Here is a 13,483-nt window from a genome sequence, read left to right on the forward strand (position 1 = left end):
CCTTCGCCGAGAGTACTGCAGCGCAAGGCTGCGGGAGGGCAGGGCGTCGCGCTCGCGGAGGGCGCTTTTCTATGCGCGAGGCCGCGCACACTGCGCGCGCCGAGAGAGGCCCGCAGGGGGATAGCCCCTGCGGGCCTCTCGGTATTTTGGCGTCCCGTAGATTAATGGGGTCGCGGTTAGGCTTGAGGTGGTGGCAAAGCTTGACTCATCGATGGTTTTGGGTTTCTCTGGCCGTTCGGCAGGGGGCTTTCTTCAGGTGCTAAAATTTCTTGCAGGCATGTATTTAGGTTTGTTCAGGTGCTTTACCGTCAATGGAGGAATGCGCATGACTGTTGCGTCAGATACCTTTGGGGATGCTGCTTCGGCGTTGATGGAGGGTCGTGCTTGCATTTTTCCGACCGACACGGTGTATGGGTTGGGTGTTTCGGTTCTGGCGGCATCCGGGCCGGATGTTTTGTTTGACATCAAGCAGAGGGATGCGGGGAAACCTATCGCCTGGCTAGTTGGATCAGTTGATGATTTGCGGCGCTATGGCAAGAATCTTCCGCCAGCAGCTTGCGAGCTTGCTCAGCGGTTTTGGCCGGGGGCGCTTACTATCATTGTGGAGGCGTCGGATGCGGTGCCCAGGTCTTTTCGGTCGAAGTCGGGGACTATTGGGCTGCGAATGCCTGCTAATGATACGGCACTTGCTTTGATTCGCCACGTAGGAAGTCCGCTTGTAACGACTTCGGCAAACATCAGCGGAAACGCGGCGGTCTCTCGATTTGAAGCGCTCGATTCGCAGTTGTTTTCTCGGGTCGGGTGCGCATTGCGAGATCCTGTGGAATCGATGCATAGCGGTTTGGCTTCTACGGTTATCGACTGCACTGGCGGTGCGTTGAAGCTGCTGCGAGAAGGCGGCATATCGTTTGAAGAGATTCGAAGCCATTCATAAGGATTGCGTGGGTAATGTCTTTCGTCGGGTACGCCTTGGTTTGCGGGTGTACCATCAGCTACGCAGGCATCTATCAGTGGAAGGCATAGATTTATGAACATCAGCATTGCAAGCGACCATGCAGGATTTGATCAGAAGCAGTTGCTGGCTGCGTTTTTGAAGGAGCTTGGGCATAACGTCATCGATCGCGGGCCGGATTGCGATGACCGCGTTGATTACCCGGATTTTGCCGAGGCTGTTGCGCATGACGTTGTTAACGGCGAGGCTGAACGTGGCGTCTTGGTGTGCGGTACCGGCATCGGTATGGCTATCGCTGCAAACAAGGTCGATGGCATCCGAGCGGCGAATATCGTTTCTCCCGCTTTCGCTGCGCTGTGCCGCGAGCATAATGATGCGAATGTCATCACCCTTTCCGGTCGCTTCGTCGACCTGTCTGCTAATAAGGAGATCCTGAAGGCGTTCCTTTCCACCGAGTTCGGCGGAGGCCGTCATGCTGGCCGTGTCGAGAAGATCATGGCCCTCGAGGGAAAATAGGTCCACATAGCAGTTTCGCTCAGTCCAAATGGCCGACATAGCGTCGGCCGTTTTCCGTTTAAGGCGGTATCGTTACCGAATGATTGCGAGGATGTGCATACGCTGTGGGTTCGTGCGGTATGTGCTAGAGTACGCTTGTAACGATTACTCGAAAGGAAGGGCATCCTCATGGCTATCGATCATGTGAAGCAAACCGATCCGGAAGTGGCAAGCGCGCTCGGGGAAGAGCTGTCTCGTCAGCGTTCCTCCGTCGAGCTGATCGCATCCGAGAACTTCACGTCTCAAGCCGTGATGGAGGCCATGGGCAGCGTTCTCACGAACAAATACGCTGAAGGCTTGCCGGGCAAGCGTTATTACGGCGGTTGCGAGAAAGTCGATATCGTCGAGAACCTTGCACGCAATCGCGCTTGCAAGCTGTACGGCGCAAAGTTCGCGAACGTCCAGCCGCATTCCGGTGCTAATGCCAACCTTGCCGCATATTTCGCCACGGTGAAGCCAGGCGATACCGTCATGGGCATGAGCCTCGACAACGGCGGTCATCTGACCCATGGCAGCCCGGCGAACTTCTCCGGCAAGCTGTACAACGTAGTTTCCTACGGCGTTGATCCGGAAACCGAAACCATCGATTACGACGAGATGGAGAAGCTGGCCAAGGAGCACCAGCCCAAGCTTATCGTCGGCGGCGCCTCTGCCTATCCGCGCATCATCGATTTCAAGCGCATGGCCGAGATCGCTCATGAGGTCGGCGCGTACCTTATGATCGATATGGCCCATATCGCCGGTCTGGTTGCTACGGGCGCTCATCCTTCTCCGGTGCCTTATGCCGATATCGTCACCTCTACCAGCCACAAAACCCTTCGCGGCCCTCGTGGCGGCTTTATCCTCACGAACAACGAGGACCTGTTCAAGAAGATCAACTCCGCTGTGTTCCCTGGCAGCCAGGGTGGCCCGCTAATGCACGTTATCGCCGGCAAGGCGGTTGCCTTCGGCGAGGCGCTGCAGCCGTCTTTCAAGGAGTACATCGACCATGTGGTGGAGAATGCCGCCGCAATGGGTCAGGGCATGACCGATGGCGGCTTGCGTCTGGTGTCCGGCGGTACGGATAGCCATCTGTGCTTGGTCGACCTGACGCCCGCCGATGTCACCGGCAAGGATGCCGAGAAGCTTCTGGAGAGCGTCGGCCTGACGGTGAACAAGAACACCATCCCCAACGAGCAGCGCAGCCCGTTCGTGGCCAGCGGCATCCGTGTGGGCAGCGCCGCCGCTACCAGCCGCGGATTCACCAAGGAAGATTTCTATGAGGTTGGCCAGTGCATCGCCACGACCGTGTTCAATGCCGGTGACGAGGCGAAGCTGGCGGACGTCAAGGCGAAGATCGACGCCATGCTGGAGAAGCATCCGCTGTATCCGGGCTTGGAGTACTAACAGTAAGCAAATGGTATAAATCGACGGCCGGGCAAGGGGTCCTTGCTCGGCCGTTCGTGCATGGGAGGGGAAACCGATGTCGGGGAACACCGATCGCCGTCCGAGCTGGGACGAATACTTTATGACGCTTGCCAACGAGGTGGCCACGCGCACCACGTGCCTTCGTCGCGCCGTGGGTGCGATCATCGTCAAAGACCGCAGGATCCTTGCCACTGGCTATAACGGCGTGCCCACAGGATTGGCCCATTGTGCGGAAACGGGTTGCTTGCGGCAGCAGTTGGGCGTGCCGAGCGGTCAACGCCACGAGATCTGCCGAGGGCTGCATGCCGAGCAGAATGCCATCATCCAGGCTGCCCGCTATGGCATAAACATCACGGGGGCTTCGATTTACATAACTACCCAACCGTGCGTGGTGTGTGCCAAGATGCTCATCAACGCCGATATCAAGGAGATCATCTATTCAAACCCCTACCCGGATGAATTGGCCATGTCCATGTTGCGCGAGGCAGGCATAAAGCTGCGCGTTTACGATGACGCTATGCAAAATAATGCAAATGCATAAAAACTGAACACTATCACGGTTTTGTTAATAAGAGAAAAAGTAGAGCAGGGTAAATAGCGGGCAAAATCGAATAAAACTGCGCCGTTTGCCAACGTTTTGTGGCGATTGCGGAGTTTAGAGGGGGCCTGAGTGGTTCTACGCTATCATTAGCTCTGGTTTTTTATGCGGGAATCTTGATCAACGAAAGGTTTGGGTGAAACGCAGGTAATGGTTGCTGCCATCCTTATCGGTGCCATAACCGGCTTTGTCGGCTTTCTGCCGTTGTTCGCGGCTCTGCGTTTGGCTCGGAAGCATCCCTCGGTATCGATCGCCAATGCGGCGCTTTACGGCCTGGGCGGCACGTTCGTGTCCCTTGTGGTCGTTGCGGTCGCGTTGATCGTGTGCGCGCTCGTCGCGCGTCCGTCCGTGTTTCCCTTCGGCATGGCCGAAATCGTTTCGCTTATCGTTTGTACCGCAGCGTACGTGTGGCGTAAAAACGTTGCACGGTAATGTTGGTTTCGTTTATTGGAAAGGCTGGGATGATCTGAGATGGGCGAGGCGCTCAACAAGTTCGTCGAAGAGGCACGGCACCTCTCCGAAACTTTCGATTCCCACACCGTATTCTCTCTCGGCGGTTGGGACATCAGCCAGTACACGCTGTACATGTTCTTCATTTTGGCGTTGGTGCTGATGGTTGTTCTGGTCGGAGGCCGCAAGCTTCAGCTGGTCCCGAAGAATAAGTTCCTTAACACCGTCGAGTATGGCTACGACTTCGTGAACACGAGCATCGGCCAGGACGTTATCGGTGAGGGTTTCAAGAAGCACATCCCGTTTTTGTGCACGCTGTTCTTCTTCATCCTCATCGCTAACGTCGTGGGTCTGATCCCGGGTGCGAAGGCGACCACGGGCACCATCTCCATCACGTGGGCGCTCGCAGCCATCTCGTTCGTGTACTTCAACTTCTACGGTCTGAAGACGCTGGGCGTGTTCGGCTACATCAAGAGCCTCGTGCCCTCCGGTGTTCCCGCTCTCATGGTCCCGATCATCTGGTTCCTGGAGTTCTTCTCCATGGTCATCCGCGTTCTGACGCTGGCCGTTCGTCTTTACGGCAACATGCTGGCAGGCCATATGGTCCTCGCCGTGTTCTCTTTGGCAACCACCGTGTTCCTGCAGCAGGCTGTTTTCAGCATGGACTTCGTTACCGCGCTGCCTGCTGTCGCATGGTTCGTTTTGCTGGTCCTCATGTATGCCATGGAGTGCCTGGTGGCGTTCCTTCAGGCGTACGTGTTCACCATTCTGTCCGCATCCTACATCGGCATGGCGGTTCATCCCCACTGATGCGCGGACCGGCGGTCGATCCGCCACCCGTTCTGTTTGGCACCACAGCTGGCATAAGTAGATCAGCTTGGGCATATTGGCATGAGCACGGAGAAGGCTCCGGGTTCAACGAAGGAGGTAATTATGGAAATCACGCTCGCTGCGCTGAAGGTCGTCGGCTATGGCCTCGCCGCCATCGGCCCCGGCATCGGCATCGGCGTTGCAACGTATGGCCTGTGCGTGTCCGCTGCACGCCAGCCTGAGATGAAGGGCACCCTGATGGGCTACTTCTTCATCGGCGCTGCTATGTCCGAGGCTCTGGCACTGCTGGGCCTGGTCCTCTTCTTCATTGGCTAACAGGTTTTCGACTCAAGCAAGACCTATAAGCTAAGGAAAGGAGGCAAGCGAGTTGAACGTTAAGAACAAAGTGCTCCGTGGTTGCGGCAGCGCAGCCGTCGCATTCGGCGCGGCAAGCGCTATGCTTCCTGCTCAGGCATTTGCCGATGAAGGCAGCGGCGTTGCGGCTATCCTGCCGCAGATGGATGAGTTCATCCCCATGCTCGTTGCGTTCATCATCTTGTGGATCATCCTGGCGAAATTCGGTTGGCCGCTGTTCGAGGGCATGCTTGTCAAGCGCGAGACCACCATCAAGGACGCTCTTGAGCAGTCCGAGAATGCTCGTGTTGAAAGCGAGCGTGTGCTCGCCGAGTACAAGCGTCAGCTGGAGGAAACCAAGGCGCAGTCCGCTCAGATCATCGCCGACGCCAAGAAGACGGGCGAGGCCGTGAAGGCCGACATCACCGCCAAGGCTCAGGCTGAGGCCACCGCTATGATCGAGAAGGCCCATGCTGCCATCGAGGCCGACAAGAAGGCCGCTATCGCCGAGCTCCAGGGTTCGGTGGCCGACATGTCCGTCGCCGTGGCTTCCCGCCTGATCGGCGAGGACCTCAACGATGACGAGCACCGCAAGATCATCGAGCGCTACGTGAACGAGGCGGGCAGTTTCAATGCCAACTAACCGCCATGTTCAAAAGGAAAAGGTTGCAACCTATGCATCCGTTCTGCTGGACGCCGCTTTTGCAGCCGGCGGTCAGGATGCGGTGCTGGAGGTTCGCGACCAAGCCGAGCGCATTATCCGCATTATGCGTTCGAACATGGATCTCTCTAGCTCTTTGCAAGACAGCTCTTATACGCCCGAGCAGAGGAACAGCCTTGCGCGCAACGTCTTCGCGCAGGCACATCCGGTCCTGGTCGATGTCTTGGCCGTCATGGCCGAGCGCGGGGACTTCGCGTTGCTCTCGCGCGTATGGGAGAGCTACGGAGAGCAGGTCGAACGCAAGCTGAACGTCACCGTGGTCGACGTAACCACCGTCGTGCCGCTGGACGATCACCTGCGCGAGGTTATCACGAAGAAAGCCGAAGCCGACTTGGGCACCAAAGTCGTTTTGCGTGAAAGCATCGACAAGTCCCTGATCGGCGGTATTTTGATGAGCGCCAACGGCAAGCGTATCGACGCCAGCATGACGTCGCAGCTCGAGGCCGCTCGCAATGTGCTGAAACAATCCACAGATGGAGGTGAATGCTAGTGACTGAAATCACCGCACAGTCTATCGACGCGGCGCTGCGCAAGCAGCTCGATGCGCTGAACACCAGTGTGGAATCCCGCGAGACGGGTTCCGTCATCCAGGTGGGCGACGGTATCGCTCGCGTCGATGGCCTGAAAAATGCGATGGCAGGCGAACTCTTGGAGTTCACCAGCTCTACCGGCCAGGTTGTCTACGGTATGGCACAGAACCTCGAAGAGGATGAAGTGGGCGCCGTTTTGCTGGGCGATGTCGCAGCAATCAAGGAAAACGACGCGGTCAAGACCACCGGTCGTCTGGTTGAGGTTCCGTCCGGCAAGGCCCTGCTCGGCCGCGTCGTGAACCCGCTGGGCATGCCGCTTGACGGCAAGGGCGAGATCAAGGCCGAGGGCACCCGCCCGGTCGAGTTCAAGGCTCCGGGCGTTATTCATCGTAAGCCCGTTCACGAGCCTATGCAGACCGGCATCCTGGCCGTCGACTCCATGATCCCGATCGGCCGTGGTCAGCGCGAGCTGATCATCGGCGACCGTCAGACCGGTAAGACCGCCATCGCCGTCGATGCCATTCTGAACCAGAAGGGCAAGGACATGGTCTGCATCTACGTCGCCGTGGGCCAGAAGGCCTCCACGGTGGCCAACGTGCAGGAGACCCTCGAGAAGCACGGCGCGATGGACTACACCATCATCGTCAACGCTTCCGCTTCCGATTCCGCTCCGCTGCAGTACATCGCCCCGATGGCCGGTGCTGCAATGGGCGAGTACTTCGTCTACAACGGCGAGGACGGCAAGCCTGCCGGTCCGGAGAACCCGGGTCGTCACGTGCTCATCGTCTACGATGACCTGACCAAACAGGCTGTGGCCTACCGTCAGATGTCTCTGACCCTGCGTCGCCCGCCGGGACGTGAGGCTTACCCGGGCGACATCTTCTACCTGCATTCGCGCCTGCTGGAGCGTGCTGTGAAGATGAACGAGCAGAACGGTCTCGGCTCCATGACGGCTCTGCCGATCATCGAGACCCAGGCCGGCGACGTCTCCGCCTACATCCCGACGAACGTCATCTCCATTACCGATGGTCAGATCTACCTGCAGACCGACCTGTTCTTCCAGGGTCAGCGCCCTGCAGTCGACGTGGGCATCTCCGTGTCCCGAGTCGGCGGCTCCGCGCAGATCAAGCAGATGAAGCAGGTTGCCGGTACGCTGAAGCTCGACCTGGCCGCGTTCCGCGAGCTGAAGGCCTTCACCCAGTTCGGTTCCGACCTGGACAAGGCCACGCAAGATCAGCTGACCCGCGGCGCTGCCATGACCGAGCTGCTGAAGCAGGGCCGTTTCTGCATGATGGACGTCTACGACCAGGCCGTTGCCATCTACGCTGGCGGCAAGGGTTACCTGGACGATGTTCCGACCGAGGACATCGTGCGCTTCCGCACCGAGCTGCTGGAGTTCCTGCATGCTTCCAAGCCGGAGGTGTTCGACGAGCTGGCCAAGGCCGGTAAGTGGACTGGTGACGTCGAGAACCTGACCAACGCTGCGATCGAGGCCTTCAAGCTTCAGTTCGCTCCCACGGCGTAAGGTAGGTTGAGATGCCCAACCTTCACGACATTGAAAGGCGTATCGGCTCCGTCTCTTCGACGAAGCAGATCACGCGTACCATGGAAATGGTTGCTGCTGCGAAGATCCGCCTTGCCGGCGAGCGCGTGGCAGCGGCTACGCCGTACGCCGAGTCCATGGTCGAAATGTTGGCCAACGTTGCCAAGCGTGTAGGTGGCTCCGAGAATGCGCTGTTGCGCAAGCATGACGAGGTCAAGAACGTGCTGATCGTCGTCGTCGTGTCGGACCGCGGTCTGGCAGGCGGCTTCAACAGCAACGTGCTGCGCCAAGTCGATCGTTTGATGAAGAGCAAGCAGGCGGCCGGCGCTGAGGTCAGCGTGGTTGCCTGCGGCAAGAAGGCCATCGGCTATTACACGTATCGTCGTGTCGAGCCGGTACTCGCCTTCGCTGGCCAGTCCGCCGACCCCACGGTCGAAGCCGCGGACGAGATCGCCGCTTATGCGGTGGATGCCTACGCCAACGGATCGATCGACGAGGTCATCGTGGTGTACAACCACGCTAAGAATTCGGCAGAGCAGCAGCTTCGCGAGGAGTTGCTGCTCCCCGTCGACACGTCGGCCTTCGAAGCCGCAAAGGCCGAAAACGCCGATGAGTCTGCGGGCGAGAAGCTTGAGGGCGATGTGATCTTCGAGCCGAGCCCTGAAGCTGTTCTTGACCAGCTGCTGCCGGCGTATGTTCGCACTACGCTGTATCATGCGCTGATCGACTCGGCAGCTGCTGAGCAGGGCGCACGCCGCAACGCCATGATGTCGGCAACGGACAATGCCACCGAGATGGTTAACACGTTGACCAGATTGTATAACCGCGTACGCCAGGGCGCTATCACGACCGAGATTTCGGAAATCGTCGGTGGCGCTGCTGCTTTGGAGGATTAAATGGCTGAACATTTGTTTACTAAGGAGGAGGTCGAGGCCAGCAAAGGCGCCACGGGTCGCATCGTGCGTATCGTCGGTCCTGTTGTTGACGTTGAGTTCCCCCCTGATCAGCTGCCGGCGATTTACAACGCGCTGACGGTTGACGCTAAGACCGAGGCGGGCGACCTGCACGTCGTCCTCGAGGTCGAAACCCACCTGCCGGGCAACATCGTCCGCTCCGTCGCCATGAGCTCGACCGACGGTCTGATCCGTGGCCTGGACGTCCTGGACACGGGCCATCCGATCATGATGCCCGTCGGCCAGGAGACCCTGGGCCGCATCTGGAACGTCATGGGCGAGCCCGTCGACGAGAAGCCCATGCCCGAGGTCACCGGTTACATGCCCATCCATCGTCCTGCTCCCGAGTATGACGAGCTGGTCACGAAGACCGAGATCTTCGAGACGGGCATCAAGGCCATCGACCTGATCGAGCCGTTCGTCAAGGGCGGTAAGACCGGCCTGTTCGGCGGCGCCGGCGTTGGCAAGACCGTTATCATCCAGGAGCTCATCAACAACCTGGCTCAGGAGCACGGCGGCACTTCCGTGTTCACCGGCGTTGGCGAGCGTACCCGTGAGGGTACCGACCTGTACCTGGAGATGAGCGATTCCGGCGTTATCAACAAGACCTGCTTGGTCTACGGCCAGATGAACGAGCCTCCGGGAGCTCGTCTGCGCGTCGGCCTGGCTGGTCTGACCGAGGCCGAGTACTTCCGTGATCAGGGCCAGGACGTTCTGCTGTTCGTGGACAACATCTTCCGCTTCACGCAGGCCGGTTCCGAGGTGTCCGCACTGCTCGGCCGTATGCCGTCCGCCGTTGGTTACCAGCCCACGCTGGCAACCGAGATGGGCGACCTGCAGGAGCGCATCACGTCCACGTCCACGGGTTCCATCACGTCCGTGCAGGCAGTTTACGTGCCCGCTGACGACTTGACCGACCCCGCTCCGGCTACGACGTTCACGCACCTGGATGCGAAGACGGTTCTGTCCCGCTCCATCGCCGAGCTGGGTATTTACCCGGCTGTCGACCCGCTGGAGTCCACCTCCCGCGCTCTGGATCCCGCTATCGTGGGCGAGGAGCACTACCGTGTGGCCACCGGCATTCAGGAGCTGCTGCAGAACTACAAGGACCTGCAGGACATCATCGCCATCCTTGGTATGGACGAGCTGTCCGAGGAACAGAAGCTCACGGTTTCCCGTGCGCGTAAGGCTCAGCAGTTCTTCGGCCAGTGCTTCCACGTGGCAACGCAGTTCACCGGCCTGCCCGGCAAGTACGTCAAGATGGAGGACACCGTCCGTTCCTTCGCCGCCATCCTCGACGGCGAGTGCGACGAGATTCCCGAGCAGTGCTTCCGCCTGAAGGGCGGCATCGACGACGTCTACGCTGCTTACGAGGAAATGAAGAAGGAAGAAGCGTAGTATGGCTAGCTTCAAGTGCGACATCGTCACGCCTGCCGAGAAGCTTGCAGCTTGCGAGGTTGAAATGGTCGTCGTCCCGGGCGTCGAGGGCGAGATGGGCTTTCTGGCCGGTCACGCTCCGCTGGTGTCCGTGCTGGCCGATGGCGAGATCCGCCTGACGCCCGCAGAGGGCGGTCCCGTGCAGCGCTACGAAGTCAAGGGCGGCTACGTGCAGGTTACCGACGACAAGGTGATCATCCTTGCCGATAGCGCAACGCCTGTTGCTGCATAGCCTGGGTGTTGGCTTGAACATCTGAACCCGCGGCCGCTGGTGCGACTGCTGGCAACGCGACGGTCGTATCCATCGGCTGTTCACCTGAAACGGCCCCTGCCGAAAGGCGGGGGCCGTTTTGCATATGGCGGCTGAAACCCCGCGCGAAATCCATCGTTTGTTCGAACACGCGTGCGCTAAAGGCTGCTATGATGGGGAACCGGAAAACCCTGCTTCGGTCAATCGGCTCCAAGCCTGACCGAAGCGCAGCACATCACTTGCGAGAAGATTCGAGGCGCATCCATGGCGTTCGTTCATTTGCACAACCATACCGAATACTCGTTGCTCGACGGCCTGACGCACATCAAGGATATGGTGCGTCGCGCAGCTGAGCTTGACATGCCTGCTGTCGCCATCAGCGATCATGGCGTTATGTCGGGCGTTCCCGAGCTGTGCGATGCTTGTGCCGCCGTTGAGAAGGAAACCGGCAAGAAGGTCAAGCCGATTTATGGCTGTGAAGTGTATTTCACCACCGACGAGGAGCTTCGCAAGGACGTGAAGCCCAGGCTGTACCATTTGCTGCTGCTGGCAAAAACCAATGAGGGCTATCACAACCTTTTGAACCTGGTCAGCGAATCTCATGTCGACAACTTCTACTACAAGCCTCGCACCACGTTCAGCATGTTGCAAAAGTACGGCAAGGGCATTATCGGCTCGTCTGCCTGTATCGCTGGCATCATCCCGAAACTGTTGGACAACCGCCAGTTCGACGAGGCGGTGGAGTGGGCGAACAAGTTTGCCAGCTGTTTCGAGCCGGGCGACTTCTATATCGAGCTGCAAAACCAGGGCATCCGCACTGACGGCGGGCTTACGCAAACCGAGCTGAATCACCAGCTGACCGAGGTTGCGCATCGTGCGGGCTTGAAAACCATCGCAACGAACGACTTCCATTACCTGCTGCAGGAAGATGCAAAGGCGCAGGATATCATGCTGTGCATCGGCACGGGTTCTGCCGTCAACGACACGAACCGCATGAAGTTCGAGAACGACCAGTTCTATATGAAAACGGAAGAGGAGATGCGCGAGGCGCTCCGCGACTTCCCCGAGGCGTGCGATACCACGGTGGAGGTTGCCGAGAAGTGCAATGTCATCCTTGAGCGTGACTCCATTCTGCCGAAGTTCCCGCTTCCCGAAGGCGAGACGGACGAGAGCTGGTTCCGCCATCAGGTGCTTGAAGGTATGAAGAAGCGCTACGGCGACCCTATTCCCAAAGAGCCGCTTGATCGCGCCGAATATGAGATGAGCGTCATCATCCAGCAGGGTTTCCCTGCGTACTTCCTTATCGTGCAGGAATACTTGGACTGGGCGCGTAGTCAAGGCATCGGCGTCGGGCCGGGTCGTGGTTCCGCTGCTGGTTCCATCGTTGCATATGCTATGGGCATCACCGATTTGGAGCCGCTTTCCAACGGTCTGCTGTTCGAGCGATTCCTTTCCCCGGAACGCGTGGAGATGCCCGATATCGACTGCGACTTCGAGGATGAACGCCGCCAGGAGGTTATCGAGCATATCCGCGAGGTGTACGGCGCCGATCACGTTACGGGCGTTATCACGTTCGGCAAGCTGCAGGCGAAAAACGCCGTGCGCGACGCAGCGCGCGTGCTCGACTATCCCTACAGCGTGGGCGACAAGATCTGCAAGATGATCGGCGATGAGCTGGGCATCACCATTCAGAAGGCGCTCGACACGAACCCTGATCTGAAGAAGGCCTATGACACCGAAGAGGATGTCAAGGCGGTCGTCGATGCCGCGCAGTCCATCGAGGGCCACGTGCGCGGCGAGGGCGTGCATGCGTGCGCGACCATCATCTGCCGAGATCCTATGGCCGACCACGTGCCGGTCAAGCGCGATACCAAGGGCGGCGGCATCATCACGCAATATGACGGCCATTACACGCCTGACCTGGGCTTGCTGAAGATGGACTTCCTTGGCTTGCGCACGTTGGGCGTGCTTTCGCGCGCGTGCCGTAACGTTGAGATGACCACGGGCCGCAAGATCATCCCCGAGGAGATCCCCACCGACGATGAGCAGGCGTTTGCGCTCATGCGCTCGGGCAACATGGACGGCCTGTTCCAGGTTGAGGGCGGCTTGTATGTGAGCCTGTTCGCGCGTTTGCCACCGAAGAGGTTCAGCGACATCGTCGCTTCGATCGCTTTGAACCGTCCGGGCCCGTTGGAGTCCGGCATGGTCGACGACTACGTCAAGGTTGCAAGCGGCAAGACCCCCGTTCACTACTACGACGAGCGCTTGCGCCCGGTGCTTGAGGAAACCTACGGCACCATGGTGTACCAAGAGCAGATCATGCAGGTGTCCATGGTCATGAGCGGCTTTTCCGCCGGCAAGGCAGACAAGCTTCGCAAGGCAATGGGCAAGAAGAAGCTCGACATCATGCGCATGCTGCAGGAGGACTGGAACAACGGCGCGGTCGAGAACGGGTACTCGCTTGAGATCGCGAAGAAGATCTGGGACGACGCGGAGAAGTTCGCAAAGTACGCGTTCAACAAGTCGCATTCGGCTGCGTACTCGATCCTGGTTATGCGCACGGCTTACTTGAAGGCGCATTACCCGAACGAGTACATGGCGGCAGTGCTGTCCAGCTATATGGGCAACACCGATCGCTTGATCCGCTATATCTCCAGCTGCAACCACAACGGCACGCCCGTGTTGCCGCCCGATATCAACTCTTCGAACGCCGAGTTCACGCCGGTTGAGAACGGCATCCGCTTCGGCCTGGTCGGCGTGCGCGGTGTTGGTCGCAACGTCGCTGACGAGATCATCGAGGAGCGCGAGAAGAATGGCCCGTTCACCAGCTTGCACGACTTCGTGAACCGCGTCGACGCGAAGTGCTATAACCGAAAAACGCTCGAAGCCCTTATCAAGGGCGGTGCGTTCGAGTCGACGGGGT

The 13,483-nt window shown here is 59.0% G+C and carries 14 protein-coding genes; all 14 read left to right on the top strand.

The annotated features are described in order from the left end of the window. The first annotated feature begins 190 nt into the window (after positions 1-190). Positions 191-934, top strand: coding sequence for an L-threonylcarbamoyladenylate synthase (locus Q0H50_RS04890; protein ID WP_294419931.1), 744 nt, complete (start codon positions 191-193; stop codon positions 932-934). Between the two features lie 93 nt (positions 935-1,027). Further along, positions 1,028-1,468, top strand: coding sequence for a ribose 5-phosphate isomerase B (gene rpiB, locus Q0H50_RS04895; protein ID WP_294419933.1), 441 nt, complete (start codon positions 1,028-1,030; stop codon positions 1,466-1,468). Between the two features lie 168 nt (positions 1,469-1,636). Then, entirely contained in the window at positions 1,637-2,893 is a 1,257-nt protein-coding gene (gene glyA / locus Q0H50_RS04900) for a serine hydroxymethyltransferase (RefSeq protein WP_294419934.1), read from the top strand. 76 nt (positions 2,894-2,969) lie between these two features. After that, the gene (locus Q0H50_RS04905; RefSeq protein WP_294419936.1) at positions 2,970-3,455 is read left to right on the top strand and encodes a cytidine/deoxycytidylate deaminase family protein; all 486 of its coding nucleotides are present in this window, start codon (positions 2,970-2,972) and stop codon (positions 3,453-3,455) included. Positions 3,456-3,644: 189 nt separating this feature from the next. Next, positions 3,645-3,944: a hypothetical protein gene (locus Q0H50_RS04910; RefSeq protein WP_202898118.1), complete on the top strand. Its 300-nt coding sequence runs from the start codon at positions 3,645-3,647 to the stop codon at positions 3,942-3,944. A 39-nt stretch (positions 3,945-3,983) separates the two neighbouring features. Then, positions 3,984-4,772: a F0F1 ATP synthase subunit A gene (atpB, locus tag Q0H50_RS04915; RefSeq protein WP_294419941.1), complete on the top strand. Its 789-nt coding sequence runs from the start codon at positions 3,984-3,986 to the stop codon at positions 4,770-4,772. A gap of 123 nt (positions 4,773-4,895) precedes the next feature. Further along, positions 4,896-5,108: an ATP synthase F0 subunit C gene (gene atpE / locus Q0H50_RS04920; protein WP_042435060.1), complete on the top strand. Its 213-nt coding sequence runs from the start codon at positions 4,896-4,898 to the stop codon at positions 5,106-5,108. Positions 5,109-5,160: 52 nt separating this feature from the next. Next, entirely contained in the window at positions 5,161-5,769 is a 609-nt protein-coding gene (gene atpF, locus Q0H50_RS04925) for a F0F1 ATP synthase subunit B (RefSeq protein ID WP_294419943.1), read from the top strand. Further along, positions 5,759-6,337 carry an ATP synthase F1 subunit delta gene (gene atpH, locus Q0H50_RS04930; protein ID WP_294419945.1) on the top strand — a complete coding sequence of 193 codons (579 nt, stop codon included), beginning with the start codon at positions 5,759-5,761 and terminating at the stop codon, positions 6,335-6,337. Before atpF ends, atpH begins: the two co-directional genes overlap by 11 nt. Continuing rightward, complete coding sequence (atpA, locus tag Q0H50_RS04935; RefSeq protein WP_294419949.1) at positions 6,331-7,902, top strand: F0F1 ATP synthase subunit alpha; 1,572 nt, start codon at positions 6,331-6,333, stop codon at positions 7,900-7,902. Before atpH ends, atpA begins: the two co-directional genes overlap by 7 nt. 11 nt (positions 7,903-7,913) lie before the next feature. Then, positions 7,914-8,816, top strand: coding sequence for an ATP synthase F1 subunit gamma (atpG, locus tag Q0H50_RS04940; protein WP_294419953.1), 903 nt, complete (start codon positions 7,914-7,916; stop codon positions 8,814-8,816). Continuing rightward, positions 8,817-10,271: a F0F1 ATP synthase subunit beta gene (atpD, locus tag Q0H50_RS04945; RefSeq protein WP_042435046.1), complete on the top strand. Its 1,455-nt coding sequence runs from the start codon at positions 8,817-8,819 to the stop codon at positions 10,269-10,271. It begins immediately after the preceding gene. Position 10,272: 1 nt separating this feature from the next. Beyond that, on the top strand, positions 10,273-10,542 hold the full coding sequence (gene atpC / locus Q0H50_RS04950) for an ATP synthase F1 subunit epsilon (protein ID WP_042435044.1): 270 nt from the start codon (positions 10,273-10,275) through the stop codon (positions 10,540-10,542). Between the two features lie 282 nt (positions 10,543-10,824). Further along, positions 10,825-13,483 (top strand): DNA polymerase III subunit alpha (dnaE, locus tag Q0H50_RS04955; RefSeq protein ID WP_294419956.1); only part of this gene is annotated, 2,659 nt, incomplete at its 3' end.

This window comes from uncultured Senegalimassilia sp., assembly GCF_934632265.1.
Lineage (GTDB): Bacteria > Actinomycetota > Coriobacteriia > Coriobacteriales > Eggerthellaceae > Senegalimassilia.

What these genes read in the sequence shown, in the direction of transcription:
- rpiB (WP_294419933.1), top strand. Translation starts at nt 1,028, where the DNA reads ATGAACATCAGCATTGCAAGCGACCATGCAGGATTTGATCAGAAGCAG.
- glyA (WP_294419934.1), top strand. Translation starts at nt 1,637, where the DNA reads ATGGCTATCGATCATGTGAAGCAAACCGATCCGGAAGTGGCAAGCGCG.
- Q0H50_RS04905 (WP_294419936.1), top strand. Translation starts at nt 2,970, where the DNA reads ATGTCGGGGAACACCGATCGCCGTCCGAGCTGGGACGAATACTTTATG.
- atpB (WP_294419941.1), top strand. Translation starts at nt 3,984, where the DNA reads ATGGGCGAGGCGCTCAACAAGTTCGTCGAAGAGGCACGGCACCTCTCC.
- atpE (WP_042435060.1), top strand. Translation starts at nt 4,896, where the DNA reads ATGGAAATCACGCTCGCTGCGCTGAAGGTCGTCGGCTATGGCCTCGCC.
- atpH (WP_294419945.1), top strand. Translation starts at nt 5,759, where the DNA reads ATGCCAACTAACCGCCATGTTCAAAAGGAAAAGGTTGCAACCTATGCA.
- atpA (WP_294419949.1), top strand. Translation starts at nt 6,331, where the DNA reads ATGCTAGTGACTGAAATCACCGCACAGTCTATCGACGCGGCGCTGCGC.
- atpG (WP_294419953.1), top strand. Translation starts at nt 7,914, where the DNA reads ATGCCCAACCTTCACGACATTGAAAGGCGTATCGGCTCCGTCTCTTCG.
- atpD (WP_042435046.1), top strand. Translation starts at nt 8,817, where the DNA reads ATGGCTGAACATTTGTTTACTAAGGAGGAGGTCGAGGCCAGCAAAGGC.
- atpC (WP_042435044.1), top strand. Translation starts at nt 10,273, where the DNA reads ATGGCTAGCTTCAAGTGCGACATCGTCACGCCTGCCGAGAAGCTTGCA.